The 18,649-nt window shown below is 72.4% G+C and carries 17 protein-coding genes; 3 read left to right on the forward strand and 14 right to left on the reverse strand.

What is annotated here, in order from left to right:
- Positions 1-57: 57 nt before the first annotated feature.
- Genes galT through BJ999_RS34335 form a run of 4 tightly spaced genes read right to left on the reverse strand, consistent with a single transcriptional unit; the run spans position 58 to position 4,669 of the window.
- Positions 58-1,107, reverse strand: coding sequence for a galactose-1-phosphate uridylyltransferase (gene galT / locus BJ999_RS34320; RefSeq protein ID WP_179837109.1), 1,050 nt, complete (start codon positions 1,105-1,107; stop codon positions 58-60).
- Positions 1,108-1,131: 24 nt separating this feature from the next.
- Entirely contained in the window at positions 1,132-1,788 is a 657-nt protein-coding gene (locus tag BJ999_RS34325) for a GTP-binding protein (protein WP_179837110.1), read from the reverse strand.
- Positions 1,769-2,146: a DUF742 domain-containing protein gene (locus BJ999_RS34330; RefSeq protein WP_179837111.1), complete on the reverse strand. Its 378-nt coding sequence runs from the start codon at positions 2,144-2,146 to the stop codon at positions 1,769-1,771. Before BJ999_RS34330 ends, BJ999_RS34325 begins: the two co-directional genes overlap by 20 nt.
- 6 nt (positions 2,147-2,152) lie before the next feature.
- Entirely contained in the window at positions 2,153-4,669 is a 2,517-nt protein-coding gene (locus BJ999_RS34335) for a sensor histidine kinase (RefSeq protein WP_179837112.1), read from the reverse strand.
- Between the two features lie 289 nt (positions 4,670-4,958).
- Here BJ999_RS34335 and BJ999_RS34340 point away from each other — a divergent pair, with 289 nt between their 5' ends.
- Positions 4,959-6,176, forward strand: a complete 1,218-nt coding sequence (locus BJ999_RS34340) for an ABC transporter substrate-binding protein (protein ID WP_179839004.1) — start codon at positions 4,959-4,961, stop codon at positions 6,174-6,176.
- A gap of 296 nt (positions 6,177-6,472) precedes the next feature.
- On the opposite strand, the gene BJ999_RS34345 is transcribed toward BJ999_RS34340, so the two are convergent.
- The 7 genes from BJ999_RS34345 to BJ999_RS41545 form a co-directional block, all read right to left on the reverse strand.
- Positions 6,473-6,706 carry a hypothetical protein gene (locus BJ999_RS34345; RefSeq protein WP_179837113.1) on the reverse strand — a complete coding sequence of 78 codons (234 nt, stop codon included), beginning with the start codon at positions 6,704-6,706 and terminating at the stop codon, positions 6,473-6,475.
- Between the two features lie 78 nt (positions 6,707-6,784).
- The gene (locus BJ999_RS34350) at positions 6,785-7,864 is read right to left on the reverse strand and encodes a family 2 encapsulin nanocompartment cargo protein polyprenyl transferase (RefSeq protein WP_179837114.1); all 1,080 of its coding nucleotides are present in this window, start codon (positions 7,862-7,864) and stop codon (positions 6,785-6,787) included.
- 16 nt (positions 7,865-7,880) lie between these two features.
- Complete coding sequence (locus BJ999_RS34355; RefSeq protein WP_179837115.1) at positions 7,881-9,251, reverse strand: family 2B encapsulin nanocompartment shell protein; 1,371 nt, start codon at positions 9,249-9,251, stop codon at positions 7,881-7,883.
- Positions 9,248-10,681, reverse strand: coding sequence for a family 2B encapsulin nanocompartment shell protein (locus BJ999_RS34360; RefSeq protein WP_229809961.1), 1,434 nt, complete (start codon positions 10,679-10,681; stop codon positions 9,248-9,250). Before BJ999_RS34360 ends, BJ999_RS34355 begins: the two co-directional genes overlap by 4 nt.
- A gap of 452 nt (positions 10,682-11,133) precedes the next feature.
- Positions 11,134-12,543, reverse strand: coding sequence for an MFS transporter (locus BJ999_RS34365; protein ID WP_229809962.1), 1,410 nt, complete (start codon positions 12,541-12,543; stop codon positions 11,134-11,136).
- Positions 12,544-12,629: 86 nt separating this feature from the next.
- The gene (locus tag BJ999_RS34370; protein WP_179837116.1) at positions 12,630-13,280 is read right to left on the reverse strand and encodes a hypothetical protein; all 651 of its coding nucleotides are present in this window, start codon (positions 13,278-13,280) and stop codon (positions 12,630-12,632) included.
- A gap of 351 nt (positions 13,281-13,631) precedes the next feature.
- A complete protein-coding gene (locus tag BJ999_RS41545; RefSeq protein ID WP_218935372.1) occupies positions 13,632-13,781 on the reverse strand; it encodes a hypothetical protein in 150 nt (49 codons plus the stop codon).
- 21 nt (positions 13,782-13,802) lie between these two features.
- On the opposite strand from BJ999_RS41545, the gene BJ999_RS41550 reads away from it, so the two are divergent.
- Together BJ999_RS41550 and lpdA are read left to right on the forward strand one after the other, a co-directional pair.
- On the forward strand, positions 13,803-14,039 hold the full coding sequence (locus BJ999_RS41550; protein WP_218935373.1) for an Lrp/AsnC ligand binding domain-containing protein: 237 nt from the start codon (positions 13,803-13,805) through the stop codon (positions 14,037-14,039).
- A 112-nt stretch (positions 14,040-14,151) separates the two neighbouring features.
- On the forward strand, positions 14,152-15,555 hold the full coding sequence (gene lpdA, locus BJ999_RS34380) for a dihydrolipoyl dehydrogenase (RefSeq protein WP_179837117.1): 1,404 nt from the start codon (positions 14,152-14,154) through the stop codon (positions 15,553-15,555).
- Between the two features lie 68 nt (positions 15,556-15,623).
- On the opposite strand, the gene BJ999_RS34385 is transcribed toward lpdA, so the two are convergent.
- From BJ999_RS34385 to BJ999_RS34395, 3 genes are all read right to left on the reverse strand, one after another.
- The gene (locus BJ999_RS34385; RefSeq protein ID WP_179837118.1) at positions 15,624-16,232 is read right to left on the reverse strand and encodes a hemerythrin domain-containing protein; all 609 of its coding nucleotides are present in this window, start codon (positions 16,230-16,232) and stop codon (positions 15,624-15,626) included.
- Positions 16,233-16,284: 52 nt separating this feature from the next.
- Positions 16,285-17,265: a DUF2637 domain-containing protein gene (locus BJ999_RS34390; protein ID WP_179837119.1), complete on the reverse strand. Its 981-nt coding sequence runs from the start codon at positions 17,263-17,265 to the stop codon at positions 16,285-16,287.
- Between the two features lie 102 nt (positions 17,266-17,367).
- A complete protein-coding gene (locus tag BJ999_RS34395; RefSeq protein WP_179837120.1) occupies positions 17,368-18,606 on the reverse strand; it encodes an NAD(P)/FAD-dependent oxidoreductase in 1,239 nt (412 codons plus the stop codon).
- Positions 18,607-18,649 lie beyond the last annotated feature (43 nt).

Consider the following 18,649-nt stretch of genomic DNA (forward strand, 5'->3'; position numbering starts at 1 on the left):
GGCCACGCGGCGGAGATCGTTCTGGACAGTCGCGAAATCGGTCGGGTCAAGCCCGAGTCAACCGCGGTCGCCGCGCAGGCGCGCGGCGACGTCCTCCGGCGGGACGTCGTTGATCCAGGCGGCCATGCCCGACTCCGAGCCGGCCAGGTACTTGATCTTGTCGGCGGCGCGCCGGACCGAGAAGAGCTCCAGGTGCAGGCGGAGCAGGTCGCGGCCCTCGCCGACCGGCGCCTGGTGCCAGCCCGCGACGTAGGGCAGCGGGGCGCCGTAGAGGGCGTCGCAGCGGCGCAGGAGGTCACGGTAGAGGACGGCGAGCTCGTCGCGCTCCCCTGCGTCGAGAGCGGCCATGTCGGGGACGTGGCGATGCGGCATCAGGTGCACCTCCACCGGCCAGCGGGCGGCCGCGGGGACGTAGGCCGTCCAGTGCTCGCCGGACAGCACGACGCGGCTGCCGGCGCGCTCGGCCTTCAGGACGTCGCCGAACAGGTCCGGGTTCGCGGCGGCCGACGCCAGCATCCGCTCGGTGCGGGGGGTGAGGAACGGGTAGGCGTAGATCTGGCCGTGCGGGTGGTGCAGGGTCACGCCGATCTCGACGCCGCGGTTCTCGAACGCGAAGACCTGCGCGACGCCGGGGACGGCCGACAGTTCGGCGGTGCGGTCGGCCCACGCGTCGACGACCGTCCGGACGCGGGAGACGGGCAGCAGCGCCATCGAGGTGGAGTGGTCGTCGGTGAAGCAGACGACCTCGCAGCGCCCGGCGCCGCGGGACCGTTCCACACCGTCGATCGAGAGCGGTACCGGCGGGGTGCGGACGTCGAAGGAGGGGAAGCGGTTCTCGAACACGGCGACGTCGTAGGACGGGTCCGGGATCTCCGAGGCCGGGCCGCCGGGGCACAGCGGGCACTGGTCGGCGGGCGGCAGGAACGTCCGCGTGTTGCGGTGCCCGGTGATCGTGACGTGGTCGCCGGTCAGCGGGTCGCGGCGGACCTCGCAGACCGGCTCGACCGGCGGCAGGCCGCGCGGGTCGGCGACGGGCGCCCGGCCGGGGGCCTCGTCGTAGTAGACGATCTCGCGGCCGTCCGAGAGCCGCGCGCGTGTCCGGTTCATCTCGACTTCATCTCGACCGGCAGCCTACAGCGCGGAGGCGTCCGCCCGCGTCGCCTCCTCGTGCACCGACAGCAGATACCTGACCAGCGTCGTCAGCACGTCCTTGCCGGACGTCCGCTCCCGGACGTCGCACATCACGACCGGGGTCCCCTCGCTGAGGTCGAGCGCCTCCCGGATCTCCGAGGGCGTGTAGTCGTAGCCGTCGTCGAAGCGGTTCACGGCGATGACGAACGGCAGGCCCCGGTTCTCGAAGTAGTCGACGGCGGGGAAGCTGTCCGAGAGGCGGCGGGTGTCGGCGAGCACGACGGCACCGAGCGCCCCGAAGGACAGCTCGTCCCACATGAACCAGAACCGGTCCTGGCCGGGCGTGCCGAACAGGTAGAGCACGAGGCCTTCGCGGATCGTGATGCGGCCGAAGTCCATCGCGACCGTGGTGGTGGTCTTCTGCTCGACGCCCTCGGTGTCGTCGACGCCGACGCCCCGGTCGGTGAGCAGTTCCTCGGTCTGCAGGGGGCGGATCTCGCTGACGGAGCCGACGAGCGTGGTCTTGCCGACGCCGAAGCCCCCGGCGACGAGGATCTTCACCGCCACCGGCGTCGCCGGGCCGACCCCCTCCCGGGGGGACGGCCCCGCGCTCCCTCCGGCGGCCGCACCGGCGTTCTCAGAGGGCTTGGAGACCATGGAGCACTTCCCTCAGCAGACGTTCCTTGGAGAGCGCGCTCTCCTGTTGGGGACGGGTGGCGGTGATGAGCCGGTGGTGGAGCAGGTCGCCGAGCAGCACCCGCACGACGACGAGCGGCAGCCGCATCCGCGCCGCGACCTCGGCCACCGGCTGCGGTTGCAGGCACATCTCCAGGATGTCGAGGTGCTCGGGACCGATGCCGGGCGAGCCCGACCGCGGCCGCGCCGCGGTCGAGACTATCGTGATCATGTCGAAGGCCTCGCCGGTCGCGGGCCTGGCGCGCCCGCGGGTGAGCGCGTACGACCGCACGATCGGGCCGGCCTCGTCATCGAGCCATTCGCTGCCAGGACCGGTCATGGTCCGTCACGATTCCTCGGTATCGAGGGACTCGGCGCGTCCGCGCCGAGTGCCCCTCTGGATGGACGACATCATCGACCTCAGCTGCTCGGGCGACCGGTCGGCACGGGCGGCGGGCGCGGGACCGGCCGGGGCGGAGTGCTCCTCCCGCAACTGGGAGGCCATGTTCTCCTGCCGGACCCGCTTCGGCAGCGAGGGACGGTCGCCGCCGGACGACTTGCCCGGGGGACGGCGCCGCACCTCGCGGGGCGAGCGCGGCACGCCCGGCGGGGGCGGCGGCGAGGACGCGGGCTCGGGCTCGGGCGGCGGGTCGCCCCACGGGGACGGGGCCGGCCGGTGTGCCGGCGACTGGCCCTGGATCGGCTCCTCGAACACCGGGATGGGCCCGGTCAGCGCGTCCGGCTCCCCGGACGCAGGCATGGCGGCGGCCGGGGGGATGAACGGGCGGACGGGCTGCGCGGGCGGGGCGAGCGGCTCCTGCTGCGGGGAGGGCGGCGCCGGAGACTGCGCCGCGTGCCGTCCGGACGGCAGGTGCAGCACGGACCCGCCCTCGTCCAGCACCGGCTGCGGGCCGCTGCGGACGCTGGCGCCGTTCACGACGGTGCCGACGGGGACGAGCGCGTCCTCGGCGCGGCGGGTGGTGAGGGCGGGCGCGTTACGCACCGGTTCGCCCTCGTCGGGGACGACGAGCTCCTCGGGCAGCAGCACGATCGCGGTCATGCCGCCGTAGGGGGACGTCCGCAGGGTGACCTTGATGCCGTGCCGGCGGGCCAGCCGGCCGACGACGAACAGTCCGAGCTGCGCGCTGTCGGACAGGTCGAACTCGGCGGCGGTGGCGAGCCGCTCGTTGGCGGCGGCGAGGCTGGGCTCGTCCATGCTGAGGCCGCGGTCCTCGACCTCCAGCGTGAAGCCGTGCGAGACGGCCTGCCCCTGCACCTGGACGGTCGTGTGCGGCGGCGAGAACGTCGCGGCGTTCTCGATCAGCTCGGCGAGCAGGTGGATGACGTCGGCGACGGCCGGGCCGACGATCGCGGCGCGGGTCATCGGGGCGACGTTGACGCGGGTGTAGTCCTCGACCTCGGACGCGGCGGCGCGGGCGACGTCCACGATCGCGACGGGGCTGCGCCAGCCGCGGCCGGGCGCCTGCCCGGACAGGATGATCAGGCCCTCGGCGTGCCGGCGCATGCGGGTGGCGAGGTGGTCGACCCGGAACAGGTCCTCCAGGTCGTCGGGGGTCTCGATGCGCCGCTCCATCGAGTCCAGCAGCTTGAGCTGGCGGTGCAGCAGCGTCTGGCTGCGGCGGGCGAGGTTGACGAACACGTCGCTGACGTTGTGGCGCAGCGTCGCCTCCTCGACGGCGCTCTGGATCGCGGTGCGGCGGGCGGCGTTGAACGCCTCGCCGACCTGGTCGATCTCGCGCGTCCCGAACGACAGCGGCGGCGCCTCGGCGGCCACGTCGACCTCCTCGCCGCGGCGCAGCCGGCGGATCACGCCGGGCAGCCGGACGTCGGCCAGGTCGATCGCCTCGCGGCGCAGCCGGCGCAACTCGCGGATGACGGACCGGGCGACCCAGATCGCCAGGACGAGGGTGGCGACGACCGCGACCAGCCCGAGCGCGCCCGCGAGGACGACGCGGGTGATGATGCCCTCGGAGATCGGCTGGGCGCGCTTCTCGGCGCCCGCCGACACCGACAGTTCGAGGCCGCGGAGCCGGGTGAGGTTGGAGTCGGCGGTGGTCTTCCACAACGCGCCGGCGGCGCCGGTGGCGTTGACCAGCCGCGGCGAGGCGACGAAGCGGTCTTCCAGCGTGCGGAGCCGGCCGTACTCGGGCATGCCGACGATGCGCTCGTAGTAGGACTGGTCGGGCGAGCGCAGCTCGGCCGCCGTGTAGGTGTACAGGGTGCGCTGCGTGCCGACGAGCTTGACGTACTGGGCGTGCTCGCCGGGCGTGATCCTGCCGGCGGCGAGCGCGCCCGCCAGCAGCGCGTCCTCCTGCGCGAGGACCTCGCGGGCCCGGGTCAGCGACGCCTCGTTGCGGGCGTCCTTGGCGACCTCGGAGTTGTCCAGCGTGGCGAGCGAGCCCTGCAGCGCGCCGACGTCGCCGAGCAGGGACGTGTAGTCGGCGAACGCGCGGGCCCGGTCCAGGCGGCCGGCGTCGATGGCGCGGCGCCGGTCCGCCAGACCGTCCAGCTCGGTGAGGATCTTGCCGGCGATGCCCCGGGCGTCCTTGGGGGCGGCGTTCTGGACGGACTCGGACCCGGCGAGCCGGCGGAACAGGTCGGCCTGCCGGTCGGTGACCAGGCGGCCGGACTCCATGGCGGCGCGGTCGCCCTCCGCGCGACCGCCGAGGTACACCATCGACAGCCGCCGCTCGGCCTGCAGCGCGCTGCCGAGCGCGCCCGACGGGTAGCCGTAGTGGTCCTGGACGGTCTTGACATGGCGGAGGTTGAGCCCTTCGCCGAGCGCGATGCTCGCGGCGAACGCCCACAGCACGCCCAGGGAGACCACCGAGACGGTGACCATCAGGACGACCTTGAAGCGGATGGACCGGAAACGGGCGGCCTTGGGAGCCCGCCGGTGTCCGGCGGACGAGTCCGTTGTGCGGCCTCGATTTGGCACTGCGGCTGAACCTTCAACTCGGTCGGACGGCTGACATCGACTGGTCGGACGGCTGGCATCGATTGCGTGCGGAGCGGCTCACGCGGAACGCAGGAGAGCCTAGGACGGTCTGCCGCCATGTGTCGACAGTTTCCAGATCATCACGTTTTGTGGCGGCGGTCAGCCCAAAATACCCCTACGATGCCTCAGCGTGATGGCTCGTACCCCAGAAGCGACGACGACCGTGCGCCCACCGGCCCGCGCCCGCCGGACCCTGCTCGCCACGGGGGCGCTGGTCGCGGCGGCGCTGACCGGCGCCTGCAGTGGCGACTCCGGCGGGACCGCGGCGCCGCCCGAAGTCCCGGTGCTGCAGGAACTCGGCACCCCAGAAGGCCGGCTCGACCTCGTCGCCTGGGCCGGATACGCCGAGAACGGCACGAACGACCCGAAGGTCGACTGGGTCACGCCGTTCACGAAGGCGACCGGCTGCAAGGTGTACACGAAGGTCGCCGATACCTCCGACTCGATGGTCGCGCTCATGAAGACCGGGCGGTACGACGGCGTGTCGGCGTCCGGCGACGCGAGCCTGCGGCTCATCTACGGCGGGACGGTCGCGCCCGTCAACACCGGCCTGATCAGCAGTTGGGAGGACATCGCCAAGTACCTGAAGAACCAGCCGTACAACTCCGCCGCCGGGCGGATGTACGGCGTCCCGCACGGCTACGGCGCCAACATGCTGATGTACCGGACGGACAAGATCACCCAGCGTCCGACGTCGTGGAGCGTGGTGTGGGACAAGGAGTCCCCCGCCGCCGGGCACGTCGTCGCCTACGACTCCCCCATCTACATCGCGGACGCGGCGCTCTACCTCAAGACGCACCGCCCCGATCTGAAGATCAACGACGTCTACGAGCTGGACGACGAGCAGTTCGACGCCGCGGTGAACCTGCTCAAGCAGCAGCGCCCGAACGTCAACCAGTACTGGGCGAACTACCTGGACGAGCTCCAGTCGTTCAAGAGCGGCTACAACTACGCCGGCACCGCCTGGCAGGTGACCGCGAACCTGGCCATGACGGACAAGGCGCCGGTCGCCACGACGATCCCGGACGAGGGCGCGACCGGCTGGTCCGACACCTGGATGATCTCCTCGAAGGCCCAGCATCCGACCTGCATGTACAAGTGGATGAACTGGATCACCATGCCGAAGGTGCAGGCGGAGGTCGCGCAGTGGTTCGGTGAGGCGCCCGCCAACCCCAAGGCGTGCAGGTACACCGCCAAGGGCTTCTGCTCGACCTATCACGTCGGCGACCCGGAGTTCTACAAGCGCCTGGCGTTCTGGAAAACCCCGGTGAAGGACTGCGGGGACGACCGCGGCAACAAATGCGTGGATTACTCCCGCTGGGCCCAGGCCTGGACGCAGATCAAGGGCTGACCCCGTCTGACCTGCGCCTCAGGCGGTGGACACGGCCACCTCCCCCGGCCAATGCACCGAGCCGTCACCCGCGGGCGACGGTGAAGTCGAACGAATGTGGGCAGATCTCCCGTACCACGGCCTGTAAAGCCGGGGAAGGAGAACGCCATGAAGGGTCAAGTCCGCGTCAGAATTGGCAAACGCACCGCCGACGACCGGGCCGAACGCCCGGCCCTGGACCTGCGTACCCCGTCCGGTCGTACCCTCCCGTACTGACCACTGGTGGCGCCCCCGGTTCAGGGCCGGCAGCACCACGTTCAGGGCCAGCGGTACTCGGCGCCCTCGGGCGGGACGTGGTGGGGCAGGTAGCACTTCGTCGTGACGTGCTCGTCCTTGCAGTCGAGGCACAGGTAGGTGCGGTGGCCGCGCAGCCCGCGGCCCCGTCTGTCGCAGGGCGGGCATACGCACGGCGACCAGCCGACGATGACCCGGCCCGGGCCGAGCCGGTGCCCGGCGGGGCACAGGAACGGGACGTGTTCGGGAGCCTGCACGGCTCGACCCTACTCGAACATGTGATCGATCAGGAAGTGGGCCTCCCTCGCGCGGCGGGGCCGGGTACGGGCGGACGGTCAGTGGTCGCGGTCGGTCATCAGGTGGGCGAGCGCGCGCAGTTCGGCGTCGGCGCACGGGGCGGCGCCGGCGGCGTCGAGGTCGGCGAGCGCGTCGGTGAGGAGTTCGTCGGCGTGGGCGGCGGCCCAGGCGCGGCCGCCCGCCGCGTCGACGAGGCCGGCGGCGAGGATCGCCTCCTCGTCGGTGAGCGGCGCGTCGCGCAGGTAGAGGGCGGCGAGGTCGCCGCCGGCGGCGCTGCCGGAGGTGAGGGCCGCGACGACGGGCAGCGACTTCTTGCGGCGGCGCAGGTCGGCGTGGACGGGCTTGCCGGTGACCGCCGGTTCGCCCCAGATGCCGAGCAGGTCGTCGACGAGCTGGAAGGCCAGGCCGAGGCGCTCGCCGAAGACGCGCAGGCGGGAGACCTGCCCGGCGGTGCCGCCGCCGTACACGGCACCGAGCGCGCACGAGGCGCCGAGCAGGGCCCCGGTCTTGCCCGCCGCCATGGCCAGGCACTCGTCGAGCGTGACGTCGCCGCGCTCCTCGAAGGCCAGGTCGGCGCGCTGGCCCTCGACCAGTTCCAGGACGGCCCGGGCGAGGATGCGCACGCCGCGGGCGACCACCGCGGAGGGCTCCTCGGCGAGGATCTCGTAGGCGGCGGCGAGGAGTGCGTCACCGGACAGGATCGCCGCGTTGGCGCCGAAGACCGCCCACGCGGTGGGGCGGTGCCGGCGGGTGAGGTCGCCGTCCATCACGTCGTCGTGCATGAGGGAGAAGTTGTGCGCGAGCTCGACCGCCACGGCGGCCGGCAGGGCGGCCTGGACCGTCCCGCCGACCGCCTCCGCGGCCAGCAGCGTGAGCGCGGGCCGGATCGCCTTGCCGCCCGCCCCGGCGGCAGGACGGCCGCGCTCGTCGCGCCAGCCGAAGTGGAAGCCCGCGGTGGAGCGCGACGCGTCCGGCATGGCCTCGACCACGTGACGCAGCGCGGGGTCGAGCAGGCGGCGGCTCCAGGTGAGCACCTCCGCCGCCGTCCGGGGGCGGTGCTGCGGCCCCGTCCGGTGGTCGCAGCCGATCACGGCCGGGTCGTCTCTCCAGGCGGGCATGGGGGGTCCCCTCTCCTCAGCGGGCGATCTCGACGTTCTCCAGGACACCGAGGGCGTCGGGGACCAGCACGGCGGCCGAGTGGTAGGTGCTGACCAGGTAGGTCAGCAGGCCCTTGTCGTCGATGCCGGTGAACCGGGCCGTGAGGCCCGGCCGGACCTCGTTCTCCAGCCCGGTGCGGTGCAGGCCGACGACGCCCTGGTCGTCCTCGCCGGTGCGCAGCGCGAGGATCGAGCTGGTCCCGGTCGGGGAGATGGGGATCTTGTCGGACGGGAGGATCGGGACGCCGCGCCAGGCGTGCACGCGGCGTCCCTCGATCTCGACGGGCGCCGGGTACACGCCGCGCCGGGTGCACTCCCGGCCGATCGCCGCGATCGTCTTGGGGTGGGCGAGGAAGAACCGGGTCTTGCGGCGCCGCGCCAGCAGCTCGTCCATGTCGGCGGGGGTCGGGGGGCCGCCGAGGGTCTGGATGCGCTGGCGCAGGTCCGCGTTGTGCAGCAGGCCGAAGTCGGGGTTGTTGACCAGTTCGTGCTCCTGGCGCTCCCTGACCTCCTCGATCGTCAGCCTGAGCTGCTGCTCGACCTGGTCCATCGGCTCGCTGTAGAGGTCGGCGACCCGGGAGTGGACGCGCAGGATCGTCTGGGTGACGGCAAGCTCGTACTCGCGGGGCGAGGCCTCGTAGTCGACGAACGTGCCGGGCAGGACGGGCTCGCCGTCGTGCCCGGACGCCACCTCGATCGCCGCCTCGCCGTGCCTGGTCCGCGGCGGGGCGGGTGCGGCCCGGTACTCCTCCAGGTGCGCGCGCAGCCCCGCGGACCGCTCGGTCAGCTCCTCGATCGCCTCCCGCGGCAGCGACAGGACGATCACGGGGGTGAGCGCGCGGAACGTGTGCGCCCACTCCCCCGGCTCGCCGAGCAGGGCGTCGGCGCCGAAGAACCCGCCCCCGTCGCGGACGCCGACCCGCCCGGCGGCGTCGTAGGCGCCGGGGACGCTCTCCTCGACCTTGCCGTGCGCGATCAGGTGGACCGCGTCGAGGGGCCCGCCCGACTCCGCGATCACCTCGCCGGGCCGGTACTCGCGCTGCTCGAACCGCGAGGCGAGACCGTCCAGGATCGCGGGGTCGGACAGGCCGCGCAGCGGGGGCAGCTCGGCCAGTTCGGGCGGAACGACCCGGATCGCCGCGCCGTCGTTGACGAACGTCACGAGCCCGTCGCCGAGCCGGTAGGTGAGCCTGCGGTTCACCCGGTAGGAGCCGCCGCCGGCCTCCACCCACGGCAGCTGCGACAGCAGCCACCGCGGGGTGGTGCCCTGCGTCTGCGGGACGGTCTTGGTCGTCGAGGCGAGGTTGCTCGCCGCGCGGGTGGAGAGGGCCAGCCGTTCCTCCGTCACGCGCCGGCACCGCCGTGCGCGACCTCGACCGACTCCAGCATGCCGAGCGCGTCGGGCACCAGGACGGCCGCCGAGTAGTACGCGCTGACCAGGTAGTTGAGGAGCGCCTTGTCGTCGATGCCCATGTACCGGACCGACAGCCCCGGCTGGTACTCGTCCGGCAGGCCGACCTGGTGCAGCCCGACGACGCCCTGCGCCGCCTCGCCGGTCCGCATCAGCAGGATCGAGCTGGTCAGCGTCGACGAGACCGGGATCTTGTTGCACGGGAAGAGGGGCACGCCGCGCCAGCCGGGCACCTTGTGGCCGCCGACGTCGACGCTGTCGGGGTAGACGCCGCGGGCGCTGCACTCGCGGCCGAACGCGGCGATCGCCTTCGGGTGCGCGAGGAAGAACGCCGGGTCCTTCCAGACGAGGCTGAGCAGTTCGTCCATGTCGTCGGGCGTGGGCGGGCCCGAGCGGGTGTGGACGCGCTGCGACAGGTCGGTGTTGTGCAGCAGGCCGAAGTCGCGGTTGTTGACGATCTCGTGCTCCTGCCGCTCGCGCAGTGCCTCGATCGTCAGCCTGAGCTGCTGCTCGATCTGGTCCATCGGCTGGTTGTAGAGGTCGGCGACGCGGGTGTGGACGCGCAGCACGGTCTGCGCGACGCTCAGCTCGTACTCTCGGGGAGACGCCTCGTAGTCGACGAACGTGCTCGGCAGGACGGGTTCGCCGTCGTGCCCCGACGCCACATCGATCTCCGCCTCACCGTGCGCGTTGTGCGCGCGCCGCGGGCTCGCCCGGTACTCGTCCAGGTGCTCCTGGAGAGAGGAGGACTGGCCGAGCGTCGCCTGGAAGTCGGCCTGGGTCATGCTGAGGATCGTGCAGGTGGTCACCGCCTTGACGGTGTGCTCCCACGTCGGCGGCTCCTCGCCCTCCTCCGTCCGGAGGAGGGACTGCTCGCCGAAGAAGTCGCCGCCCGCGAGCGTTCCGAGGACGGCGTCGGAGCCGAACTCGCCGGCGCCGATCTTGCTGAGCTTGCCGTGCGCGACGAGGACGACGCGGTCGACGGGGCGTCCCCGCTCGACGACGACCTCACCGGGTGCGTACTCCTGCTGGGTGAAGCGTCCCGCGATGGCGTCCAGGGTCAGGTCGTCGTCGTAGCCGCGCAGCGGGGCCAGCTCGCCGAGCTCGCGCGGGATCACGCGGATGTCGGCGCCGGTGGTCACGAACGTGACGCGCCCGTCGCCCAGCGTATAGGTGAGCCGCCGGTTGACCCGGTAGGTGCCGCCGGACGCCTGCACCCAGGGCAGCAGCTTCAGCAACCAGCGCGACGTGATGCCCTGCATCTGCGGGACGGACTTGGTCGTGGTCGCCAGGTTCCGCGCGGCGGCGGTACCGAGGCTCAGCTGGTGGTCCTGTTGCTGCTGCTCCTGATGCTGCTGTTCCGTCACGTCCACACCACCGATTCGTCGTGGTCCTGCGGGGAAGAGGCGGCCTTTGGCCACCCGTGACGCTACAGACGGTAATGAGACGGTCGCAAGGAGCCATTCACAGCACCTATGATTTGCCCTCACGCCACACAACTCGCACCCAGGCGCAACATCACCCGTAACATGCCTGCTCACCGACGCGGCCGTGGGGCAGATCACCTCGCCGGACGGCGCCGGCGCGGAAAGATCCACTGCATTTCGATGTTGTACCCGGCGTGCACCGGATCGGGCCCGGTTCAGGAAGGGCCCGGCGGAACCCGAGAGGAGGCCCCCAGTGACCGGAGTGTGGACCGCACTGGCGATCGAGACCGGAGCCGCGCTGGTGGTCGCGGGTTCGCTGGCGGGCTGGGCCCGCCGGCACTTCGCCCGCTCCCGCTGACCGCCCGCTCCCGCGCTGTGCCGGCTCCCGGGCCTCAGCTCCGCCGCGCCCCGGAACCCACCGGTTCCGGGGCCTTCTCGTCCCCGGCCTGGTCGATCGGCACCCCGGCCGTCTCCGGGGTCCTGATGATCGGCAGCAGCGCGACCAGCGCGACGATCATCAGGTAGTAGGCCGGGACGGAGTTGGAACCCGTGGCGTCGATCAGCGAGCCCACGAGCACGGCCGCCGTCCCGCCGAACAGCGACGTCGAGATGTTGTAGCCGATCGCGAAGGCCCCGTACCGCACCTGGGTCGGGAACATGGCCGGGAACGTCGCGCCGATCACCGCCAGCATCAGCACCAGCAGCCCGCCGATGATCGCGTAGCCGACCACGACCCCGACCGCGTCGTGCGTCTGCATGAGCGCGAACGCCGGCCAGGACAGTACGAGGAAGCCGACCGCGGCGGCGATCAGCAGCGGCTTGCGGCCGATCCGGTCCGACAGTGCGCCGAGCGGCAGGATCACCACCATCATCGCCGCCTCCACGCCGATCGTGGTGAGCTGCGATGAGGTGTCGTTCATGTCCAGGAAGTCGACGAGGTAGGACGGCATGAACGTCAGCAGCGTGTAGACGGCGACGTTCAGCAGGATCACGATCCCGATGAGCCTCAGGATGGTGCGCCAGTGGTGCTCCACGGTCTCCTTGAGCGGCGACCGGGCCTTCTTCCCCTCCGCCTCCATGTGCTGGAAGGCCGGGGTGTCCTCGATCCGCGTCCGGACGTAGAGCCCGACGGCGCCGAGCGGCAGCGCGATCAGGAACGGGATGCGCCAGCCCCATCCGTGCATCGCGCTCTCGCTGAGCGAGAGGTCGATCAGCAGGACGAGCCCGGCGCCCATGATGTAGCCGCCGAGGGTGCCGAACTCCAGGAACGCGCCGTAGAACCCGCGCCGGTTCGTGGGCGCGTACTCGGCGATCATCGTGGCGGCGCCGCCGTACTCGCCGCCGGTCGAGAAGCCCTGGACGAGCCGGACGCCGAGCAGCAGCAGCGGCGCGGCGATCCCGATCGTGGCGTAGCCGGGCAGGACGCCGATCACGAACGTCGAGCCCGACATCAGGATGATGGTGGCGGCCAGCACCCGCTTGCGGCCGAGCCTGTCCCCCATCGGACCGAAGAACATGCCGCCGAACGGGCGGGCGAGGAACGCGGCCGCGACCAGCGCGAACGAGCGCAGCGTGGCGCTGCCGCCCGCGTCCTCGGGGAAGAACACCGTGCCGATGATCGAGGTCATCACCCCGGCGCTGAACACGCCGAAGTCGAACCACTCGATGCAGTTGCCCATCGCCGAGGCGATCACCGCCTTGCGGACGGTGCCCTCGCCGGGCTCCGCGTCCTTCGGCGGCCCGGCGCCCTCGCCTCCGCGTCCCGGATCCGCCCCCTGCCGCGCGTTCGTCGAGTCGTTCACGGCTTGCCTCTGCCCGATGATCGGCAAAAGTAACGCCGGGTTGGGGTTCCGGTGACCCTGCGGTAGAAGGCCCTGGTCGGGCTCGGTCAGGCCCTGCGGGACCGGCGCGGAGTCCGCGCGGTGTCCTCCTCCTCGCCGGCGTCCGCGCCGCCGAGGAGGTCGTCCGGCAGCGCGGGCAGGACGGTGGTGCGCTGCGGGTCGCCGTCCAGGGGGCCGGCGGTGCGCCGCGGGGCCTTGTCCCGTCCGGGAAGCTCATCGGTGGTCTGGGGGTCGCCGGTGATCTGCGGGTCACCGGTGGTCCGGGGCTCGTCCGGCAGCTCGTTGGTGGTCTGCGGGTCGCCGTCCAGCAGCTCGTCGAGGGACGCGGTGGTCTGCGGGTCGTCCGGCGCGCCCCGCAGGTCGTCCTCGGGGATGGCGACGAGCGCCTGCGTCTCCTGCGCCTCCCGCGTGATCACGCCGCTGGCGAGGACGGTGTTGCGGTGCCGCAGCGCGCCGTTCTCGCGGAGCAGGTTGTCGATGTCGGAGCGGGCGCGGGCGACGCGGCGGCTCATCCGGACGTGCACGAGGAGGCCTCCGGCGGCGGCGCCCAGGACGAACCCGGCGACCGGGAGGCCGACGGCCGGCGGTGCGAGCGTGGCGACCAGTGCGACCACGACCAGCGCGAAGACGACCGCGAGCGCGAGCAGGTGCTGTTCCACCCAGTCCAGGACGGTGTTGACGCGCTTGGGGATCCTCACTCGTCTTCTCCTCCAGTCGGCTCGGAACGGGGACAACGACCGGGCCGGGGCGCGATGTTCCAGCGCCGTGGCACCGCCGTTCCAGGGGACGCCGCCGGGCTCCGCGGCCGGGACGGCACCGGGCTCGCGCCCTTGCGCGCCGCCCTGTCAGTCGATGGGCTCCCACGGATCGTGACCGGAGGGAGACCTTGCCGAAACCCTAACAGGATGTGACCGCCGCATCCGACCCGGCGCCCCGCGCGTCGCCCGCGGACCGTCCCGGGCGCCCCCCGCACACGTCCCGCACACGTTCCGCACACCGCCACAAACTCCCCCGGAACGCCGCGCCGTACACGCGCTCCGGGGGCCCTGTCATCTTTCGAGGCCGGCGCGGAGCGGGACGGCCGCGAGGGCGGCGCCGACCACGAGGACGGCGGCGACCGTCACCAGGCGGCTGCACGACCTGCGCGCACGGGGCGCGATCTTCTTCGACGTCGACCTGGACCCCGGTGTGGTCGACATCACGGCCTCGGCGTCCTGTGGATGGCCGTCGCCCCGGCGCACCTGGAACGCGTCGCCACCGAGCTGGCCACCCACCGCGAGCTGGCGGTCGTGGCCGCCACCACCGGCCGCACCAACCTCATGGCCCACGCGCTGTGCACCGACACCGAGGACCTGCACCACTACCTGACCCGGCGCCTGGCGATCGACGCGATCACCGCCATCGAGACCGCCCCCGTACTGCGCACCCTGAAGACCGTGGCGACTCTCCGGTCGTGAGCGGCCCCGGACGGCGTGCCGAGGACCACGAAGATCCGTGCCGGCGACTTCGCATCCCGGCGGTGCCCGCCGGGATGCGAGCACATGGTCGCGGCGAATATCGTCCTTGGATATGAGCGAACACTTTGACGTCGTGGTCCTGGGCTCGGGCCCGGGTGGATATGTCGCCGCGATCCGGTCGGCACAGCTCGGGCTGAAGACGGCGATCATCGAGGAGAGGTACTGGGGCGGGGTGTGCCTCAACGTCGGCTGCATCCCCTCGAAGGCGCTGCTGCGCAACGCCGAGCTGGCGCACATCTTCACCCAGGAGCAGAAGACGTTCGGGATCAACGTCGAGGGCAGCGTGTCCTTCGACTACGGCGTCGCCTACCAGCGCAGCCGCCAGGTGTCGGACAAGCTCGTCAAGGGCGTCCAGTTCCTGATGAAGAAGAACAAGATCACGTCCTACGACGGGCGCGGCACGTTCACCGACCCGAACACCCTCCAGGTGGCCGGGCGGGACGGGTCGAGCGAGACGGTCACGTTCGACAACTGCATCATCGCGGCCGGCGCGCACACCAAGCTGCTGCCGGGCACGTCGCTGTCGGAGCGCGTCGTCACCTACGAGGAGCAGATCCTCAGCTCCGAGCTGCCGGGCAGCATCGTCATCGCGGGCGCCGGCGCGATCGGCGTCGAGTTCGCCTACGTGCTGCACAACTACGGGGTGAAGGTCACGATCGTCGAGTTCCTCGACCGGATGGTCCCGAACGAGGACGCCGACGTGTCCAAGGAGCTGGCGAAGCGGTACCGCAAGCTCGGCGTGGACGTCCTCACCTCGACCCGGGTGGACGCGATCGACGACTCGGGCGAGAAGGTCAAGGTCACCGTCACCGGCAAGGACGGCGCGCAGCAGGTGCTGGAGGCCGACAAGGTGCTCCAGGCGATCGGGTTCCAGCCGAACGTCGAGGGCTACGGGCTGGAGAAGACCGGCGTCGCGCTGACCGAGCGCGGCGCGATCGACGTGGACGGCCGCTGCCGCACCTCCGTCCCCCACATCTACGCCATCGGCGACGTCACCGCGAAGCTGATGCTCGCGCACGCCGCCGAGGCCATGGGCATCGTCGCGGCCGAGACCATCGGCGACGCCGAGACGATGGAGCTCGACTACGTGATGATCCCGCGCGCCACCTACTGCCAGCCGCAGGTCGCCTCGTTCGGCTGGACGGAGGCGCAGGCGAAGGAGCAGGGCTTCGACGTCAAGACCGCCAAGTTCCCGTTCAGCGCCAACGGCAAGGCGCTCGGCCTCGGCGAGGGCGACGGCTTCGTGAAGGTGATCAGCGACGCCAAGTACGGGGAGATCCTCGGCGCGCACATGATCGGCCCCGAGGTGACCGAGCTGCTGCCCGAGCTGACCCTGGCCCAGCAGTGGGACCTCACCGTCAAGGAGGTCGCGCGCAACGTGCACGCCCACCCGTCCCTGGGCGAGGCCATGAAGGAGGCCGTGCACGGCCTGGCCGGGCACATGATCAACCTCTGACGAGCGGAACGGCGCGAGGCCGCCGCCACGGTTCGCCCGTGGCGGCGGCCTCGCCGTTTCTCCGCTGGTCAGGACGCCGGCCAGCGCTCCAATGCCGTGTAGGCGGGCTGCCACTGCGTGGCGAACGCGGTCCGGGCCGGCTCGGGCAGGACGGACAGCGTGGAGGTCACCGTCGCGTCGTCCACCCCGTCGAGGAGCCAGGGCAGCACGCGCGGCGCGTTGGGGCCGACGCGGCGTCCGTGGGCCTGGCCGAAGTTCTGGAACTGCTCCAGCGTCAGAGTGGCGTCGATCAGAGGCAGCGCCTCCTTCTCCTCGTGCGCGAGGTGCGCGGTCAGAGCGGTGGCGAGGGCGTCGACGAGTTCGCCCACGGGTTCGGCGCCCGTGTCGATGGCCTCGATGAGGGGGTCGACCGCGGCGTGCTCGGCCTCCATCGCGTCCAGAAGGGCCAGGTCGTCGGAGCGGCCGTCGAGGGTCTCCCGCACCACCGGCCAGAGGGCCTCGTCCTCGGCGGTGTGGTGGGCGTGCAGTGACAGTTTGAACAACTCCCAGCCCGCGGCCGCGGCCAGGAGGCGGCGGGGGTCGTCGTCCTCGCGCGCCGTCACCTTGGCGAGATGCTCCAGCTCCCTCCTCAGCGCGTCGTGCATGACGTACATCAGTGTCCAGTCGTATTCGCTCATCGCTCCTCCTTCTTCACCGCATTGACGGAGCGAACGGAGGAAAGGTGACGGCTCAGGACGTGTGCGTCGGCGCGGGCCGGTTGAGGCGGCTGAGGAGGCGCTGGCCCTGGCGGGAGCTGACGTCCAGGCGGCGGGCCAGCTCGGCGCCGGTGATGCCGGGCTCGGCGTCGAGGATGGCGAGGGCGCGGGCCTCGTTGTCGGTGGCGACGCCGCGCGGTGCCTTCTCGGACGGGGCCTTCGGGGACGAGGTCTTCTGGGACGGGCCCTTCTGGGGCGGAGCCGGCACGGCCGGTCTCCTCGACGCGGGCTTCTTCGCGGGCGGAGTCTCGTCCACGGGGTCCGGCGTCGGCGCGGTCAACTCGGTGACGCGGGCGAGGGCCTGGTCGAGCATGACGCCGTCGGTGAGCATCCAGACGACGTCGGCGGGGGCCCTGGTCCTCCACCTGCGGCCGTAGTGGGCGTCCAGGAGGGCCAGGGCGTGGCGGCGGCGCTGCTCGGCGGTCAGGGCGTGCGGGTAGGAGGTGATCTGCCACAGCACCATGCGGCGCCACAGCCGGAACGTCGAGAACGGGGCCAGCAGCCAGCGGGCGAGGGGGATGCCTTCGCGGACGGTCCCGGCGGCGATCCCGGCACGGCGGCGGATGGCGTGCCGGACGGCCTCGATGAACGTGATGAACAGCACCGGCATGGCGGCGTGCATCACCATGCCGGTCGCGTCGCCGTGCGCGGCCGAGACGTTCAGCCAGACGGTGGCGGCGGTGAACGCGAACGCCATCCAGCGCAGCGCCGGCATCGGCATGGCCAGCCACTCCAGCAGCAGCGCGACCGACACCAGCGCGAGGATGCCGAGGTCGACGCCCGCCGGGACGATCCACGCCTGGCCGCCGAACCAGGGCTCGGCCACGTCCCGGACGGAGGCGAACGACCCGTAGCCGCCGAGCCCGGCGAGGCCGGCGAAGAACAGCCCGCCGACTCCGGCCAGGACCCGCTGGGCCCGGGTCAGCGGCACGACGGCCGCGCGCTGCTCGTCCATCGGCGTTCCTCCGTCACGGGGTCCGGATCACCCGGAGACGGTAGCGTGCCGGCGCCGCCCGTCCGGACGAAAGCGCCATAACCACCCAGAAGCCGCAGGTCGTCAGCGAAGCGGGTCGAACGGGTCCAGCTCGCCGGGACGGCGCCCGGTGGCGATCATCTCGGCGAGGAGGCTCCCGGTGGCCGGGCCGAGGGTGATGCCCCACATGCCGTGGCCGCCCGCGGCGAAGACCCGCGGGGACCGGGTGGCGCCGATCAGCGGGAGGCCGTCGCGGGTGCAGGGGCGCGACCCGACCCACTCGTCCTGCCGGGCGCCGAGGTCGGCGCCGCGCAGCAGCGGGCGGGCGGCCTCGACGATCGCCCTGATCCGGCGCGGGTCGAGCGGCGCCTCGGGACGGCGGAACTCCATCATCCCGGCGACACGGAGCCGGTCTCCGAGCGGCGTGCACGCGACCCGCTGCGCGGGGAAGTACACCGGCCCGTCCGGGACGCGCTCCATCGGCACGCTGAAGCTGTACCCGCGGCCCGCCTGGACGAGCGCGCCGACGCCGAACCGCCGGGCGAGGTCGCCGAGCCACGCGCCGCTCGCGAGGACCACCGCGTCGAACGTCTCGAACTCGCTGCCGCCCGTGCGGACGGCCACGCCGCCCGGCTCGTCCCGGACGTCCGCCACGTCCGCACCCGCGCGGATCTTGCCGCCGCGGTCGCGGACGGAGTCGGCGAGGGCGTGCACGAACACGCCGGGGTCGATGAAGCGCTGGCCGCGCAGCAGGATCGCCGCGCCGATCTCCTCGGACAGGGCGGGCTCCACCCGGCGCGCCTCGTCGCCGCTCAGGACCTCGTACTCCAGCTCCTGGCCGGCCGCGCGGATGTGCTCGATCTCCTCCAGCAGGACGCGCCGCTCCTCCTCCGTCCGGTACGCGGCGAGGAAGGACCCGGCCTCGTTCGTCTCCGCGCGGACGCCGCCGTCCAGCAGCGCGTCGAAGCTCGGCAGCGCCCGGCCGTTGATCGGGACCAGCGCCTCCATCGCGCGCCGCCATCTGGCCGCGGTGCTGTTGCGGGCGAACCCCGCGAGGAACCGCAGCAGGCGCGGGTTCGCGCTCGGCGGGACGTAGACCGGCGACGACGGGCTGAGCACCGCGCGCACGCCGTAGGAGAGGACGGCCGGTTCGGGCAGCGGGGTCGCCAGGCCGGGGGTGAGCCACCCGGCGTTGCCCCAGGACGCGCCGGCCGCGACGTCGCGCCGGTCGAACACGGTGACGTCGTCGCCGTGCTCCTGCAGGAACCATGCGGTGGACAGACCGACCATCCCGGCCCCCACAACGGCGACTCGGCGCGCCATGTCCTCTCCTCTCCTCGTGAAATGGGTCACTTCCATGGTGATA

This window comes from Actinomadura citrea (assembly GCF_013409045.1).
In the GTDB taxonomy this organism is placed as follows: domain Bacteria; phylum Actinomycetota; class Actinomycetes; order Streptosporangiales; family Streptosporangiaceae; genus Spirillospora; species Spirillospora citrea.

Bases quoted from the DNA above. Each gene is read 5' to 3' on its own strand.
- BJ999_RS41550 (WP_218935373.1), top strand. From the start codon at position 13,803: ATGGCCGTCGCCCCGGCGCACCTGGAACGCGTCGCCACCGAGCTGGCC.
- BJ999_RS41545 (WP_218935372.1), bottom strand. From the start codon at position 13,781: ATGTCGACCACACCGGGGTCCAGGTCGACGTCGAAGAAGATCGCGCCC.
- BJ999_RS34325 (WP_179837110.1), bottom strand. From the start codon at position 1,788: ATGGTCTCCAAGCCCTCTGAGAACGCCGGTGCGGCCGCCGGAGGGAGC.
- BJ999_RS34395 (WP_179837120.1), bottom strand. From the start codon at position 18,606: ATGGCGCGCCGAGTCGCCGTTGTGGGGGCCGGGATGGTCGGTCTGTCC.
- lpdA (WP_179837117.1), top strand. From the start codon at position 14,152: ATGAGCGAACACTTTGACGTCGTGGTCCTGGGCTCGGGCCCGGGTGGA.
- BJ999_RS34340 (WP_179839004.1), top strand. From the start codon at position 4,959: ATGGCTCGTACCCCAGAAGCGACGACGACCGTGCGCCCACCGGCCCGC.
- BJ999_RS34330 (WP_179837111.1), bottom strand. From the start codon at position 2,146: ATGACCGGTCCTGGCAGCGAATGGCTCGATGACGAGGCCGGCCCGATC.
- BJ999_RS34335 (WP_179837112.1), bottom strand. From the start codon at position 4,669: ATGGTCACCGTCTCGGTGGTCTCCCTGGGCGTGCTGTGGGCGTTCGCC.
- BJ999_RS34385 (WP_179837118.1), bottom strand. From the start codon at position 16,232: ATGAGCGAATACGACTGGACACTGATGTACGTCATGCACGACGCGCTG.
- BJ999_RS34350 (WP_179837114.1), bottom strand. From the start codon at position 7,864: ATGCCCGCCTGGAGAGACGACCCGGCCGTGATCGGCTGCGACCACCGG.
- BJ999_RS34390 (WP_179837119.1), bottom strand. From the start codon at position 17,265: ATGGACGAGCAGCGCGCGGCCGTCGTGCCGCTGACCCGGGCCCAGCGG.
- galT (WP_179837109.1), bottom strand. From the start codon at position 1,107: ATGAACCGGACACGCGCGCGGCTCTCGGACGGCCGCGAGATCGTCTAC.